Source organism: Pseudomonas pseudonitroreducens, assembly GCF_021603645.1.
GTDB lineage: Bacteria > Pseudomonadota > Gammaproteobacteria > Pseudomonadales > Pseudomonadaceae > Pseudomonas > Pseudomonas pseudonitroreducens.
In genome coordinates this window covers 26,222-39,278 of the sequence record NZ_BQHJ01000018.1, presented here as the reverse complement: position 1 = coordinate 39,278, position 13,057 = coordinate 26,222, and the positions used below count along the sequence as shown (strand labels likewise).

General features: G+C 62.5%; 12 protein-coding genes. All 12 read right to left on the bottom strand.

Translation table 11 applies throughout. The features are described 5' to 3' along the window. Nucleotides 1-10: 10 nt before the first annotated feature. A complete protein-coding gene (locus L6D89_RS31205) occupies nucleotides 11-424 on the bottom strand; it encodes an NADH-quinone oxidoreductase subunit A (protein WP_017517108.1) in 414 nt (137 codons plus the stop codon). A gap of 440 nt (nucleotides 425-864) precedes the next feature. Then, nucleotides 865-1,365: a DUF4442 domain-containing protein gene (locus tag L6D89_RS31200; protein WP_236202229.1), complete on the bottom strand. Its 501-nt coding sequence runs from the start codon at nucleotides 1,363-1,365 to the stop codon at nucleotides 865-867. Nucleotides 1,366-1,540: 175 nt separating this feature from the next. Continuing rightward, entirely contained in the window at nucleotides 1,541-3,136 is a 1,596-nt protein-coding gene (locus L6D89_RS31195) for an isocitrate lyase (protein WP_192431097.1), read from the bottom strand. 509 nt (nucleotides 3,137-3,645) lie between these two features. Further along, complete coding sequence (locus L6D89_RS31190; RefSeq protein ID WP_236202233.1) at nucleotides 3,646-4,437, bottom strand: secretin N-terminal domain-containing protein; 792 nt, start codon at nucleotides 4,435-4,437, stop codon at nucleotides 3,646-3,648. 20 nt (nucleotides 4,438-4,457) lie between these two features. Further along, a complete protein-coding gene (locus L6D89_RS31185) occupies nucleotides 4,458-5,084 on the bottom strand; it encodes a DUF7931 domain-containing protein (RefSeq protein WP_236202228.1) in 627 nt (208 codons plus the stop codon). Between the two features lie 23 nt (nucleotides 5,085-5,107). Beyond that, a complete protein-coding gene (locus L6D89_RS31180; RefSeq protein ID WP_054909440.1) occupies nucleotides 5,108-5,536 on the bottom strand; it encodes a GNAT family N-acetyltransferase in 429 nt (142 codons plus the stop codon). After that, entirely contained in the window at nucleotides 5,529-6,704 is a 1,176-nt protein-coding gene (locus tag L6D89_RS31175) for a ribosomal protein uL16 3-hydroxylase (protein WP_236202227.1), read from the bottom strand. The genes L6D89_RS31180 and L6D89_RS31175 overlap by 8 nt, the downstream gene beginning before the upstream one ends. Nucleotides 6,705-6,764: 60 nt before the next feature. Next, on the bottom strand, nucleotides 6,765-8,135 hold the full coding sequence (gene purB / locus L6D89_RS31170) for an adenylosuccinate lyase (RefSeq protein WP_236202226.1): 1,371 nt from the start codon (nucleotides 8,133-8,135) through the stop codon (nucleotides 6,765-6,767). 96 nt (nucleotides 8,136-8,231) lie between these two features. After that, nucleotides 8,232-8,852, bottom strand: coding sequence for a high frequency lysogenization protein HflD (gene hflD / locus L6D89_RS31165; RefSeq protein ID WP_024765136.1), 621 nt, complete (start codon nucleotides 8,850-8,852; stop codon nucleotides 8,232-8,234). Further along, nucleotides 8,849-9,976 (bottom strand): tRNA 2-thiouridine(34) synthase MnmA, encoded by a 1,128-nt coding sequence (gene mnmA / locus L6D89_RS31160; protein WP_236202225.1) that lies wholly within the window; start codon nucleotides 9,974-9,976, stop codon nucleotides 8,849-8,851. Before mnmA ends, hflD begins: the two co-directional genes overlap by 4 nt. A 71-nt stretch (nucleotides 9,977-10,047) precedes the next feature. Next, nucleotides 10,048-10,491 (bottom strand): NUDIX hydrolase, encoded by a 444-nt coding sequence (locus L6D89_RS31155; protein ID WP_236202224.1) that lies wholly within the window; start codon nucleotides 10,489-10,491, stop codon nucleotides 10,048-10,050. Nucleotides 10,492-10,594: 103 nt separating this feature from the next. Further along, nucleotides 10,595-12,817 carry an NADP-dependent isocitrate dehydrogenase gene (locus L6D89_RS31150; RefSeq protein WP_236202223.1) on the bottom strand — a complete coding sequence of 741 codons (2,223 nt, stop codon included), beginning with the start codon at nucleotides 12,815-12,817 and terminating at the stop codon, nucleotides 10,595-10,597. Between the last annotated feature and the right edge of the window lie 240 nt (nucleotides 12,818-13,057).

The following is a 13,057-nucleotide window of genomic DNA, read 5'->3' as shown; positions in this document are numbered from 1 at the left end:
CGCCAAAGCCTCATTGTTTTAGCTTCGCCTGCCGTGCGCGACGTGCCGCCGGTGCCCAATCGAGCGCGCCGATACGCCACAGGTAGACAAGACCTGCCAACAGAATTGCTATGAAAATGGTTGCCTCGATCAGACCTGCCCAACCGCTTTCACGGACGGACACGGACCAGGCGAAGAGGAAGAGGGCTTCGACGTCGAAGATCACGAAGAGCATCGCGACCAGATAGAATTTTGCCGACAGACGCAGGCGTGCGCTGCCGGTAGGAACGATCCCGGATTCGAACGGTTCGTTCTTGCTGCGACCAAATGCCTTACTGCCAAGCAGGCTGGAAACCCCTAGCATGAAGGCGAGCAGGCCCAGCACTCCTAAAAGGAAGGCGGCGAGTCCCCAGTGTTGAGCTGCAAGTTCAGCTGGATTGGGCATGCCGATACTCCTTCCTACAAATAACGATTGTCTTGGGTTTCGGGCGCAACGCCCGACTACTGCGAACCCGACAACTCAAGGATAGTGAGCTAAGGGTTCAGGTCATCTTTCCAATTTTATGCCCAAAGCCTTCAGCAAGTAAATTTTTCCAACACAAACAGATGCTTCTATTTCGGGCAAAAGGCTTTTGCATTTCCCGTAGCGCCCTGTTTGCGCGCCTCTGAATGCCTAGTGTGACGGCACTTCGGCTTTGGTCGAATAGTACTTTCGAGGTATTTGTTCGCAATAAATCGATGATCTATAAATGATAAGTATTATCATTTGCAGTGTCGTATATCCGTAACTTTACTACATATAAGCGGCGCGCTTTTTATTTCGCGCAAATAGTGACGGCGAGCGCGCCCTTCATCCACTCCCTGGGTGTCCCGGTGCTGGGTGGTTCAGTTTCTCTTGGTGATCCACGCCCAGAGCATTTCGCAGTGCACCGGCTGGTCGCCGGAGTCGTCCAGCAGGATCACCTGGATCAGTGCTTCGCCCTTGTCCTGCTCCTGCATGGCGCGCCGCTGTTCAGGCTGCAGCGTGGCGATGGCGCGCAGGCCGCCGCGGGCCCGGCGCAGGTAGTCCACCTTGAGGGTCTTGATCAGCGGCAGCTTGTGATCCGGCAGGTTCATGCCAACCATGCAGCCGCTGGCGGACTCGGCCAGCAGGGCCATGGCGGCGGCGTGCACGCCGCCAATGTGATTGCGAGCGCGGCGGTGGTTGGCCAGGCTCATGCGCACTTTGTTGTGGGATAGCTGCTGTATGCGTACGCCCGCCGTCCCGGCGAAGCGCACCTGTGAGCAGAACAGGCGGCTGAGCAGCGGCTCATGAAGGCGGCGTGGCAGGCGCTGAATGAGATGGGCGGCGAGGGCGAGGCGATTGCGCCTGGGCGTTGCGTTCATGGAGGGGCTGTCCGCTTGTCTTGAGGAGGCCCGAGGCTGACATACCGATGCGGCTTTGCCCTTGGCGGGCGAAGAGCGGGCGGCTGGCGGTTTGGCCAAGCGCAAAAAACAAGACCCCGGCCGAGGCCGGGGTCTTGTTGAGCCTGCCAGCCCCGAGGGGCTGGTGAGCCAGTTCTTAGTGGAACTGGTTCATGGTGTTGTCTTTACCCGAGGCTTTCAGAGCAGCTTCGCCAGCGAAGTACTCTTTGTGGTTGTCGCCGATGTCCGAGCCAGCCATGTTCTGGTGCTTGACGCAGGCGATGCCCTGACGCAGTTCCTGACGCTGAACGCCTTTCACGTAGGCCAGCATGCCCTGGTCGGCGAAGTAGCCTTTGGCCAGGTTGTCGGTCGACAGAGCGGCGGTGTGGTAGGTCGGCAGGGTGATCAGGTGGTGGAAGATGCCGGCGTGGGCGGAACCATCGCGCTGGAAGGTACGGATCTTCTCGTCGGCAACCTGGGCCAGTTCGGTCTCGTCGTACTCGACGCTCATCAGCTTGGCGCGGTCGTAGGCGGAAACGTCCTTGCCTTCGGCAACGAACGCGTCGAAGACCTGCTGGCGGAAGTTCAGGGTCCAGTTGAACGACGGGCTGTTGTTGTAAACCAGCTTGGCGTTCGGGATGACTTGGCGGATGCGGTCAACCATGCCCTTGATCTGGCCAACGTGCGGCTTCTCGGTTTCGATCCACAGCAGGTCGGCGCCGTTCTGCAGCGAGGTGATGCAGTCGAGGACGCAACGGTCTTCGCCGGTGCCCTTGCGGAACTGGAACAGGTTGGAAGCCAGGCGCTTCGGACGCAGCAGCTTGCCGCCGCGGTTGATCACCACGTCGCCGTTCTGCAGTTCGGCAGCGGAAACTTCTTCGCAATCCAGGAAGGAGTTGTATTGGTCGCCCAGGTCGCCCGGCTCTTTGGTCACGGCGATCTGCTTGGTCAGGCCGGCGCCCAGGGAGTCGGTACGGGCAACGATCACACCGTCGTCAACGCCCAGTTCGAGGAACGCGTAGCGAACGGCGTTGATCTTGGCGAGGAAGTCTTCGTGCGGAACGGTCACTTTACCGTCCTGGTGGCCGCACTGCTTCTCGTCGGAAACCTGGTTCTCGATCTGGATGCAGCAGGCACCGGCTTCGATCATCTTCTTGGCCAGCAGGTAGGTGGCTTCCGGGTTGCCGAAGCCGGCGTCGATGTCGGCGATGATCGGTACTACGTGGGTTTCGTAGCCATCGATCTGAGCCTGGATTTCGTCCTGTTTGGCTTTGTCGCCGGCGGCACGAGCGCTGTCCAGGGCGGTGAAGAGCAGGTCCAGCTCACGGGCGTCAGCCTGGCGCAGGAAGGTGTAGAGCTCTTCGATCAGGCCGGAAACGGCGGTTTTTTCGTGCATGGACTGGTCGGGCAGCGGGCCGAAGTCGGAACGCAGCGCGGCAACCATCCAGCCGGACAGGTAGAGGTAGCGCTTGTTGGTGGTCTTCAGGTGCTTCTTGATCGAGATCAGCTTCTGCTGACCGATGAAGCCGTGCCAGCAACCCAGCGACTGGGTGTAGACGGAGTTGTCGGCGTCATACTCGGCCATGTCCTTGCGCATGATGGCCGCAGTGTACTTGGCGATGTCCAGACCAGTCTTGAAGCGGTTCTGAGCGCGCATACGGGCAACCGACTCGGGGTTGATAGCGCTCCAGCTGTTACCGGTTTTCTCTTTCAGAGCGGCAACGGCTTTGATGTCGTTTTGATATGCGGACATGGTCAATCCTTCAAAGTATGTGTTTGGTTGAGCACCGACTTACCCACTCAAAACCTGTATCGAAACGGATTTGACTGCGGGTTGCTCGCCGCGGGATGGCGAAGGGGCGACCGAAAGAAGGAATGACGCTGGAGGAGTGGGGTGGCGCGGCGGACAGACTGGTGACTGCAGCGGTACATCCAGAATCGCTTGCCGGCTCGTGGCAGCCGTTGGGCGATGGTGGACGGCTGAATCCGTCACTTCGTGCTGTTGCTTAGGCTTGCTTCCCCGTCCCTCAGGACAACCTCTTGCCAGTCGCAACCTCGTCGATCCGCCTTGTGGGCTTAACAACACGGACCTGCATGGCGGGTGGGCCACTGGCTTGGTCCGAAGGGCTTTGAGGCCCTCTGGTTAGCGGGAGCGAGGCCATCATGCCCTTTCAAACGAGCGTTCGTCAAACGTTTTGTAGTGTTTTTTTTGGACTACTACACGAAGGTCTAACGAGGACTGGCAGGTCACCTACGGAAGGATTAGTCGAGCACTTCGACCTTCACCCGCAGGCTGCTGTCGTTGCGGCCCTGGGTGCTGTATTGGCGGGTGTAGCCGCTCTGCGTGCTCTGGTTGCTCTCGCTGACGCCGCCGATCTCGATCCACTGGCCGATCGGGCCGCTGACCCGGGTGTCGGCTGAGCTGGTATTCATCGATCCCTGGTAATTGCCGTTGAAGCGGTCGTTGCGAGTGCTCAGGGTGATGTGCACGAGATTGCCGGACAGGCTCGCCGTTACATACATGCCCTGGTTGGCGTCGCGATACTCGGTCTGGCTGTAGACCTGGCCGTAGGGACCGATGCCGGCGTTGGTCACCGGTTGGCTCTGGCCGACCTGGATGAATGCGGGGGAGCCCTCGGTAGCGCGCACCTGCTGGGTGCCGCCGCCGCGGCTGCTGGTGGAGCGGTTGATGATGCGCACCTGGTCGCGGCCGTTGACTTTGCCGTGGCCGGACTGGATCTCCACGTTGCCGGCGCTGACCGAGCCGTCCACCGAGTAGCCGCTCTGGCTGCCCTGGCTGCCATCGACGGTGTCGAGGCTGATCAGTAGCTGGTGCGGACGTGTATCCAGTTGTTCGATTACTTGCTGCAGCTCGCGGATCTTCGGCAGCTCGGCGTTGACCACCAACTGGTTGCCATAGGCGGTGACCCGGCCCTCGTTGCCCAGCACCTGCTGCGCCACCGGCAGCACGTCTTCGGCGGTGCGGTAGTTGAGCGGAATGATCTCGGTGCGCGGCGCTGCCGTGGCAGTGACGCTGATCGCGCAGGCGAGCATCAGGGCAAGAGGGTGTCGGCTCAAATCAGGAAACTCCGCAGGTTCGGGTCGAGGACGCTGGTATTCCAGGTCTGTTCGAATTGCGCGATCAGCTGGCGGACGCGGCCAGCATTGTTGTAGTGCACGTATCCGGCGTATTCGCCCGGCTCCGGGCGCAGCAGCAGGCCGCAATCGTCAGCCAGGAGGAAGGCGTGCTCCTCGCTGGGGTAGTCGGGATTGATCCGGCGAATCTGGCAGTAGCTGGACAAGCGGCGGCTGAGGTTGAGCAGGCGATGGCCTTCCTTCACCGCGCGCGTGCTGTCGCGCAGCAGGATCATCAGGCGGTTGCGCGGATTGCCCAGCAGCAACTGGGTGCAGGCTTCCTGGATGCTGCTGTGGTGATACAGCCAGGGCTCGAGGTCAGGTGTGTAGATATAGAGCGTGCGGCGCGCCTGCTGGATCAGCGCCAGAGCGTGCGCGCGTGCATCGTCCGGCTTGCTGAAACGCTGCAGTTGGTCGCCTTCGCCGAGGCGGAAGGGCGCCGGCTCGAGTATTTCGGGCGGCAGCGCTTCGCTGGGCGGGTTGTGGACGGCAAAACGCCCCGGTGACTGAAACTCGATGTCCGGCAGTTCTACCGGGAGGTCGTCTTGGTCCGGGGCGTTATCCATGTCGCTCCTTGCTGAATAGCTGCTCAGGCGCTTTCGCGCACCATGTCCACGTGGGGGAGGCCGGCGTCGAGGAATTCGCCGCTGGCTACCTGAAAGCCTAGCCGTTCGTAGAAGGGAATGGCGTAGACCTGTGCCGTCAGCAACTGGCGTTTCAGCCCCTGGCTTTCGGCCTGCTCGATGGCGGCGCGCATCAGCAGGTCGCCGACCTTCAGGCCGCGCCAGTCCTTGAGCACCGATACCCGGCCGATATGCCCGTCCGGCAGGAGGCGGGCGGTACCGATGGCGTAGTCGCCTTCGAAGGCCAGGAAGTGCACGGCTTCGACATCCTCGGCGTCCCATTCGAGTTCCGGCGGGACCGATTGCTCGGCGATGAATACCGCCTCGCGAATGCGCCGCAGATCGGCATTATCCTTCTGCCAGTCCGCCACGCGAACCCTGATCTTGCTACTCATCGGCAAACTCCAGACTGCCCTGTTTGATCAGTTCTCCGATGAGCTTACGCCCATCGTCGTCGGCCAGCCATTGGCCGAGATTCCCTTCGTGCAGCGATTCCGCCGAGCACACCAGCTTGAGCAGGTCGCGCAGTTTTTCCGGCAGGACCACGGTCTGGCCGCTGGCGAACAGCAGCAGGCCGACGTCCACTTCGCTCCAGGCCATGCGGGCGCTGGGGTTGCGGATCAGTACCTCGCCGTCCTCGATGGCGGCGGTCAGGTCGTCTTCCTCGATCTCCTCGCCGGCCACCAGTTCCGGGTAGCGCGGCTCGGTCATGAACTGGCCGAACCAGGTCAGCAGCAGGCGCTCGTCGCTCATGTGTTCCTGTAGCAGGTTCTTCAGGCGGTCGAGGGCGTCGCGCTGGATCTGGTGCTGGTCGAAATCACCTTTCATCGCGGCCATGCCGGCGTCGCTGTAACGTTCTTCGTCGGAAAGGAACTGCGCGAGGAAGTCGGTGAAGTGGGTCAGCACTTCGGCGGCGCTGGGGGCGCGGAAGCCGACCGAATAGGTCATGCAGTCGTCTTCGGCGATGCCGTAGTGGGCGACGCGCGGCGGCAGGTAGAGCATGTCGCCGGGCTCCAGGACCCATTCGGCGCTCTCTTCGAATTCGGCGAGGATGCGCAGATCGGCGTGCGGCAGCATCGGGCTGCTGGCGTCGCAGGTCTGGCCGACTTTCCAGCGGCGATGACCGTGGCCCTGCAGCAGGAATACGTCGTAATTGTCGAAGTGCGGGCCAACGCCGCCGCCCGGTGCGGCGTAGCTGATCATCACGTCGTCGATACGCCAGCTGGGCAGGAACTTGAAGTGTTCCAGCAGTTCGGCGACTTCCGGGATGAACTGATCGACCGCCTGTACCAGCAGGGTCCAGTCACGCTCGGGCATCTGGCTGAAGGTGTCTTCCTGGAACGGGCCGCGGCGCAGTTCCCAGGGGCTGTCGCCGTGCTCGACGACGATGCGCGACTCGATCATCTCTTCCAGGGCGAGGCCGGCCAGTTCGTCAGGGTCCAGCGGGCTCTTGAAATCCGGGATGGCCTGGCGCACCAGCAGGGGCTTCTTCTGCCAGTAGTCGCGGAGGAATTCTTCGGCGCTGATGCCGCCCAAAAGCTGAAGAGGGATAGCAGGATTCATGTCTAAGTCCTTGAAACAAAAACGCCCGGCACAGCCGGGCGTGCAAAGTTGGGGCGAATCTCAGATGCGCTTGGCCTGGGCGGCAGCGTTACCAATGTAGTTCGCGGGGGTCAGTTTCTTCAGCTCGGCCTTGGCTTCGGCCGGCATGTCAAGGCCTTCGATGAATACCTGCAGGGCCTCGGCGCTGATGCCTTTGCCGCGGGTCAGCTCCTTGAGCTTCTCGTAGGGGTTCTCGATGCCGTAGCGGCGCATGACGGTCTGCACCGGCTCGGCCAGGACTTCCCAGCAGGCGTCCAGGTCTTCGGCGATGCGCGCAGCGTTCAGCTCCATCTTGCCGATGCCTTTCAGGCTGGCTTCGTAGGCGATCACGCTGTGGGCGAAACCGACGCCCAGGTTGCGCAGCACGGTGGAGTCGGTCAGGTCGCGCTGCCAGCGGGAGATCGGCAGCTTGCTGGCCAGGTGCTGGAACAGTGCGTTGGCGATGCCCAGGTTGCCTTCGGAGTTCTCGAAGTCGATCGGGTTGACCTTGTGCGGCATGGTCGAGGAGCCGATTTCGCCGGCGACGGTCTTCTGCTTGAAGTAGCCCAGGGAGATGTAGCCCCAGACGTCGCGGTCGAAATCGATGAGGATGGTGTTGAAGCGCGCGATGGCGTCGAACAGCTCGGCGATGTAGTCGTGCGGCTCGATCTGGGTGGTGTAGGGGTTCCAGTTCAGGCCGAGGTCGCCCTCGATGAATTCGCGGGCGTTGGCTTCCCAGTCAACCTGCGGATAGGCGGACAGGTGGGCGTTGTAGTTGCCCACGGCGCCGTTGATCTTGCCCAGCAGCTCGACCGAGGCGACTTGCTTGATCTGGCGCTCCAGGCGGTAGACGACGTTGGCCAGTTCCTTGCCCAGGGTAGTCGGGGAGGCCGGCTGGCCGTGGGTGCGCGAGAGCATCGGCACGTCGGCGAATTTCACCGCCAGCTCGCGGATGGAGTCGGCGATCTGGCGCATCAGCGGCAGCAGCACGCTGTCACGGCCTTCGCGCAGCATCAGGGCGTGGGACAGGTTGTTGATGTCCTCGGAGGTGCAGGCGAAGTGGATGAACTCGCTGACCTTGGCCAGTTCCGGCAGTTTGGCGGCTTGTTCCTTGAGCAGGTACTCCACGGCTTTGACGTCGTGGTTGGTGGTGCGCTCGATGTCCTTGATGCGCTGCGCGTGCTCCAGCTGGAAGTCGTCGGCCAGTTGGTTCAGCACGGCGTTGGCTTCGGCGGAGAAGGGCGCTACTTCAGGGATGCCGGCATGGGCGGCGAGACGCTGCAACCAGCGAACCTCCACCAGGACGCGGAAACGGATCAGGCCGTATTCGCTGAAGATCGGACGCAGGGCGCTGGTTTTGCTGCCGTAACGGCCGTCAACGGGGGAAACCGCAGTAAGGGAGGAAAGCTGCATGGGGGCGTTCTCGTAGCTGTCGGTCAACGAAAAGGGCGCACATCATACACGAATGGCGCGTACCGGTCGCCCTTGCGGCGACCGGAAGGGCATGCTTCAGCCGCGCAGCAGAGGGCGCAGCTCGTTGAGCATTTTCTTTCGGGCGAAGAGCATCTGCCAGCGGTTGCCGCCGAGCTGTCGCCACAGGCGTGCGGAGCGAATGCCGGCCAGCAGCAGGGCGCGAATGCGCGCGGCGTTGGCGTTGATCTGCAGGTGGCGCATGTCGCCGTGCACCTGGATGCGCTGGCGGAAGGTGCTCAGGGTGTCCTGGTAAAGCCCGGCGCAGGAGGCGATGACGTTCTCGTGGACCAGGCCGAAGTGCTGGACCTGCTGCTGGATCTGGTCCAGGCGGGTGCCCATGATGTCGAGCATGTCATCACGCTTGTTCAACTGGCGTTCCAGGCCGATCAGCGACAGCGCGTAGCGCAGCGGCTCGCGCTGCAGGCTGTTGGGATCGCGTTCCAGGGCGCTGACCAGGGCGCGGAAGCCCTCGCGCAGGTTGGCGGTGTCGCCACCGTAGACATCGAGGGTGGTCTTCGGGTCGCGTACCAGCAGGCTGCCGAGCATGCAGCCCAGCGGCGCTTCGGGAACCTGGCCGGTGCGGGCGAGGCGGTCTACCAGGGCAGCGGCTTCGAAAACGCCCGATAGGGCAATGATCTGGTCGTGCAGATCGCTCATGTACGGTCCTTAGCGAACGCGGGTTCAGCAGATTCGATGACGCCGCCGCCGAGGCAGACTTCGCCGTCATAGAAAACCACGGACTGGCCCGGGGTGACGGCGCGCTGCGGCTCGTCGAAGACAGCGCGGTAGCCGTTCTCGGTGCGTTCCAGCATGCAGTCCTGGTCGGACTGGCGATAGCGCACTTTGGCGCGCAGCGCCCTGGGTTGCTCCAGGTTCACCGGGTTGACCCAGTAGATATGCGAGGCATGCAGGGCGCGGGAGAACAGCCATGGATGGTCATTGCCCTGGCCGACGACCAGGACGTTGCGCACGAGGTCTTTTTCCAGGACATACCACGGGCTGTCATCGGCGTTCTTCAGGCCGCCAATGCCCAGGCCCTGGCGCTGGCCGATGGTGTGGTACATCAGGCCGACGTGCTTGCCGATGACCTGGCCGTCGGTGGTCTCGATGTCGCCCGGCTGGGCCGGCAGGTACTGCTTGAGGAAGTCGCTGAAGCGGCGCTCGCCAATGAAACAGATGCCAGTGGAGTCCTTCTTCTTCGCGGTGGCCAGGCCGTACTTCTCGGCGATGGCGCGGACCTCGGGCTTCTCCAGTTCGCCAACCGGGAACAGCGTCTTGCCGATCTGCTCGCCGCCCACGGCGTGGAGGAAGTAGCTCTGGTCCTTGTTCGGGTCCAGGCCCTTGAGCAGCTCGCTGCGGCCGTCGATGTCGCGACGGCGCACGTAGTGGCCGGTGGCGATCAGGTCGGCGCCCAGGGCGACGGCGTAGTCGAGGAAGGCTTTGAACTTTATCTCGCGGTTGCAGAGGATGTCCGGGTTCGGCGTGCGGCCGGCCTTGTATTCCTCGAGGAAGTGCTCGAAGACGTTGTCCCAGTACTCCGCGGCAAAGTTGGCGGTATGCAGCTTGATGCCGATGCGGTCGCAGACGGCCTGGGCGTCGGCCAGGTCGGTCATCGCGGTGCAGTATTCGGTGCCGTCGTCCTCTTCCCAGTTCTTCATGAACAGACCTTCCACCTGGTAGCCCTGTTCCTTGAGGAGGAGGGCGGAGACGGAGGAGTCCACGCCGCCGGACATGCCGACGATGACGCGGGTGTTCTGGGGGGCTTTGGGTGAGCTAGACATGGCAGCGGGTCACGGACGCAGGTAAAAACGGCGATTCTACCAGAGCCAAGCGGCAGAGGCGCGGCTCTGGCTCAGTCGCGGATCAGGGCCAGCGGGAAGCGCTCGCCTTTCAGGTAATCGTCGATGCAGCGCAGCACCAGGTGGCTGCGCCAGCGTTCGGGCCGGCCCGCCAGCTCGTCGCGGGTCAGCCAGCGGGCGCCGAGGATGCCGTCGTCCAGCGGGCGCTCGGGGTGGTGACGCACGGGGCGGGCGGCGAAGCAGACACGCTGGTAGGTCACGCCGTTGCTGGGGGCGGTGTAGAGATAGATGCCGGTGACGGCGGTCAGCTCCACATGCCAGCCGGTTTCCTCGAGGGTTTCGCGCACGGCGGCCTCGACCAGGCTCTCGTTGGCCTCCAGATGTCCGGCGGGCTGGTTGAAGACCTGCTTTTTGTCAGCAGAGATTTCCTCCACCAGCAGGAAGCGGCCCTGGTCTTCGACGATGGTGGCGACGGTGACGTGTGCAAGCCAGCGCATGGATAGGTTCTCGTTTGTTCGAAAGGCGCGAGTTTAACGTTCTGCATGGCAGAAAGTAGAACCCCCGGGAAGGCCCGGGGGTTCTGGTGTCACGCGAAACGGCTTACGCCAGTGCGTCGATCGCGGCGTTGAACGTCGCGCTCGGGCGCATGACCTGGCTGGTCAGCTCCGGGTTGGAGCGGTAGTAGCCACCGATTTCCGCCGGCTTGCCCTGTACGCCGTTCAGTTCGGCGACAATCGCCGCTTCCTTCTCGGTCAGGGTTTTGGCCAGGCCGGCGAAGTGAGCTTTCAGCTCGGCGTCGTCGTTCTGCTCGGCCAGGGCCTGGGCCCAGTACATGGCCAGGTAGAAGTGGCTGCCGCGGTTGTCGATCTCACCGATCTTGCGCGACGGCGACTTGTTGTTGTCCAGCAGTTTGCCGGTCGCGATGTCCAGCGCCTTGCCCAGGACCTTGGCCTTGGCGTTGTCGGTCTTGATGCCTTCTTCTTCGAAGGAGACGGCCAGGGCCAGGAACTCGCCCAGGGAATCCCAGCGCAGGTAGTTTTCTTCCACCAGTTGCTGGACGTGTTTCGGGGCCGAACCGCCGGCGCCGGTCTCGTACATGCCGCCGCCCGCCATCAGCGGAACGATGGACAGCATCTTGGCCGAGGTGCCCAGTTCCATGATCGGGAACAGGTCGGTCAGGTAGTCGCGCAGTACGTTGCCGGTCACCGAGATGGTGTCCTGGCCGCGCAGTTGGCGCTCCATGCTGGTGCGGATGGCTTCGTTGTAGCCCTTGATGCTGATGTCCAGACCGGTCAGGTCGTGGTCTTTCAGATACAGCTCGACCTTCTTGCGCAGTTCGTTGTCGTGGGCGCGCTCCGGGTCCAGCCAGAAGATGGCCGGGGTGTTGGACTGGCGGGCACGGGTAACGGCCAGCTTGACCCAATCGCGGATCGGCGCGTCCTTGGTCTGGCAGGCGCGCCAGATGTCGCCGGCCTGTACTTCGTGCTGCATCAGGACCTTGCCGTCGGCGTCGACAACGCGCATCACGCCGTCAGCTTCCAGTTCGAAGGTCTTGTCGTGGGAACCGTATTCCTCGGCTTTCTGCGCCATCAGGCCGACGTTCGGCACGCTGCCCATGGTGGTGGGGTCGAATGCGCCGTTGGTTTTGCAGAAGTTGATCATTTCCTGGTAGATGCGGGCGTAGGTGCTTTCCGGCATTACCGCTTTGGTGTCTTTCTGCTTGCCGTCCTTGCCCCACATCTGACCCGAGTTGCGGATCATGGCCGGCATGGAGGCATCGACGATCACGTCGCTGGGGATGTGCAGGTTGGTGATGCCCTTGACCGAGTCGACCATCGCCATTTCCGGGCGGTGGCTGTACACCTCGTGGATGTCGTGGAGGATTTCTTCCTGCTGCGAGGCCGGCAGCGACTTGATCTTGTCATAGACGCTGGAGATGCCGTTGTTCGGGTTAACGCCCAGCTCTTCGAACAGCTGGCCGTACTTCTCGAACACGTCCTTGTAGTAGACGGTGACGGCGTGGCCGAAGACGATCGGGTGAGAGATCTTCATCATGGTGGCCTTGACGTGCAGGGACCACATGACGCCAGTTTCCTTGCAGTCCTGCAGGGTCTTCTCGAAGAAGGCGCGCAGTTTGCTGCAGCTCATGAACATGCTGTCGAGGACTTCGCCGTCCTGCATCTTCAGGGTCTTCTTGGTCTCGACCTTGCCGTCCTTGCCGACGAATTCGATGCGGACTTCACCGGCTTTGCCGATGGTGACCGACTGCTCGCTGGAGAAGAAGTCGCCGCCACGCATGTAGTCGGCGTGGGAGCGCGAAGCCATGCTCCACTTGCCCATGCTGTGCGGATGCTTGCGGGCGTAGGCTTTCACGGCGGCCGGGGCGCGGCGGTCGGAGTTGCCTTCGCGCAGAACCGGGTTCACGGCGCTACCCAGGACCTTGGCATAGCGTGCGCGGGTGTCTTTCTCTTCGTCGGTCTGCGGGTCTTCCGGGAAGTCGGGGATGGCGTAGCCCAGCTTCTGCAGCTCGGCGATGGCGCCCTTGAGCTGCGGTACCGAAGCGGAAATGTTCGGCAGCTTGATGATGTTGGCTTTGGGGTCGGTGGCCAGTACGGCCAGGTAGGCCAGATCGTCTTCGATGGCCTTGTCGCCGAGCTTGTCAGCGAAGGAGGCCAGGATACGGCCCGAAAGAGAGATGTCGCGGGTCTCGACGTCGATGCCGGCGGAAGCGGCAAAGGCTTTTACGATGGGAAGAAGCGAATAGGTGGCAAGGGCGGGTGCTTCGTCGGTGAAGGTGTAGGTGATCTTCGAGCGGATGGACATCTCGTTCTAACTCTCTTCTTTGCTGGGCGCGCACAGAGTCTCGAATCGCGTTGGTACACGCTTGCGGTCAGCGAAGTGGTTGACCGACCTTCGAGATTTGCCGCGGGGATATTGGGGCGCCAGTAGAGCGTTGTACGGCGGGATCCTGATGGGGATGTGCGCCGCTGCGAGGAGAGAGTCTGGTCCCAGACTGCTCGGACCTCGATGACCATTAAGTCATGCCGGCCAGTATACCACCCT

Bases quoted from the DNA above. Each gene is read 5' to 3' on its own strand.
- L6D89_RS31205 (WP_017517108.1), bottom strand. From the start codon at position 424: ATGCCCAATCCAGCTGAACTTGCAGCTCAACACTGGGGACTCGCCGCC.
- L6D89_RS31200 (WP_236202229.1), bottom strand. From the start codon at position 1,365: ATGAACGCAACGCCCAGGCGCAATCGCCTCGCCCTCGCCGCCCATCTC.
- L6D89_RS31195 (WP_192431097.1), bottom strand. From the start codon at position 3,136: ATGTCCGCATATCAAAACGACATCAAAGCCGTTGCCGCTCTGAAAGAG.
- L6D89_RS31190 (WP_236202233.1), bottom strand. From the start codon at position 4,437: ATGCTCGCCTGCGCGATCAGCGTCACTGCCACGGCAGCGCCGCGCACC.
- L6D89_RS31185 (WP_236202228.1), bottom strand. From the start codon at position 5,084: ATGGATAACGCCCCGGACCAAGACGACCTCCCGGTAGAACTGCCGGAC.
- L6D89_RS31180 (WP_054909440.1), bottom strand. From the start codon at position 5,536: ATGAGTAGCAAGATCAGGGTTCGCGTGGCGGACTGGCAGAAGGATAAT.
- L6D89_RS31175 (WP_236202227.1), bottom strand. From the start codon at position 6,704: ATGAATCCTGCTATCCCTCTTCAGCTTTTGGGCGGCATCAGCGCCGAA.
- purB (WP_236202226.1), bottom strand. From the start codon at position 8,135: ATGCAGCTTTCCTCCCTTACTGCGGTTTCCCCCGTTGACGGCCGTTAC.
- hflD (WP_024765136.1), bottom strand. From the start codon at position 8,852: ATGAGCGATCTGCACGACCAGATCATTGCCCTATCGGGCGTTTTCGAA.
- mnmA (WP_236202225.1), bottom strand. From the start codon at position 9,976: ATGTCTAGCTCACCCAAAGCCCCCCAGAACACCCGCGTCATCGTCGGC.
- L6D89_RS31155 (WP_236202224.1), bottom strand. From the start codon at position 10,491: ATGCGCTGGCTTGCACACGTCACCGTCGCCACCATCGTCGAAGACCAG.
- L6D89_RS31150 (WP_236202223.1), bottom strand. From the start codon at position 12,817: ATGTCCATCCGCTCGAAGATCACCTACACCTTCACCGACGAAGCACCC.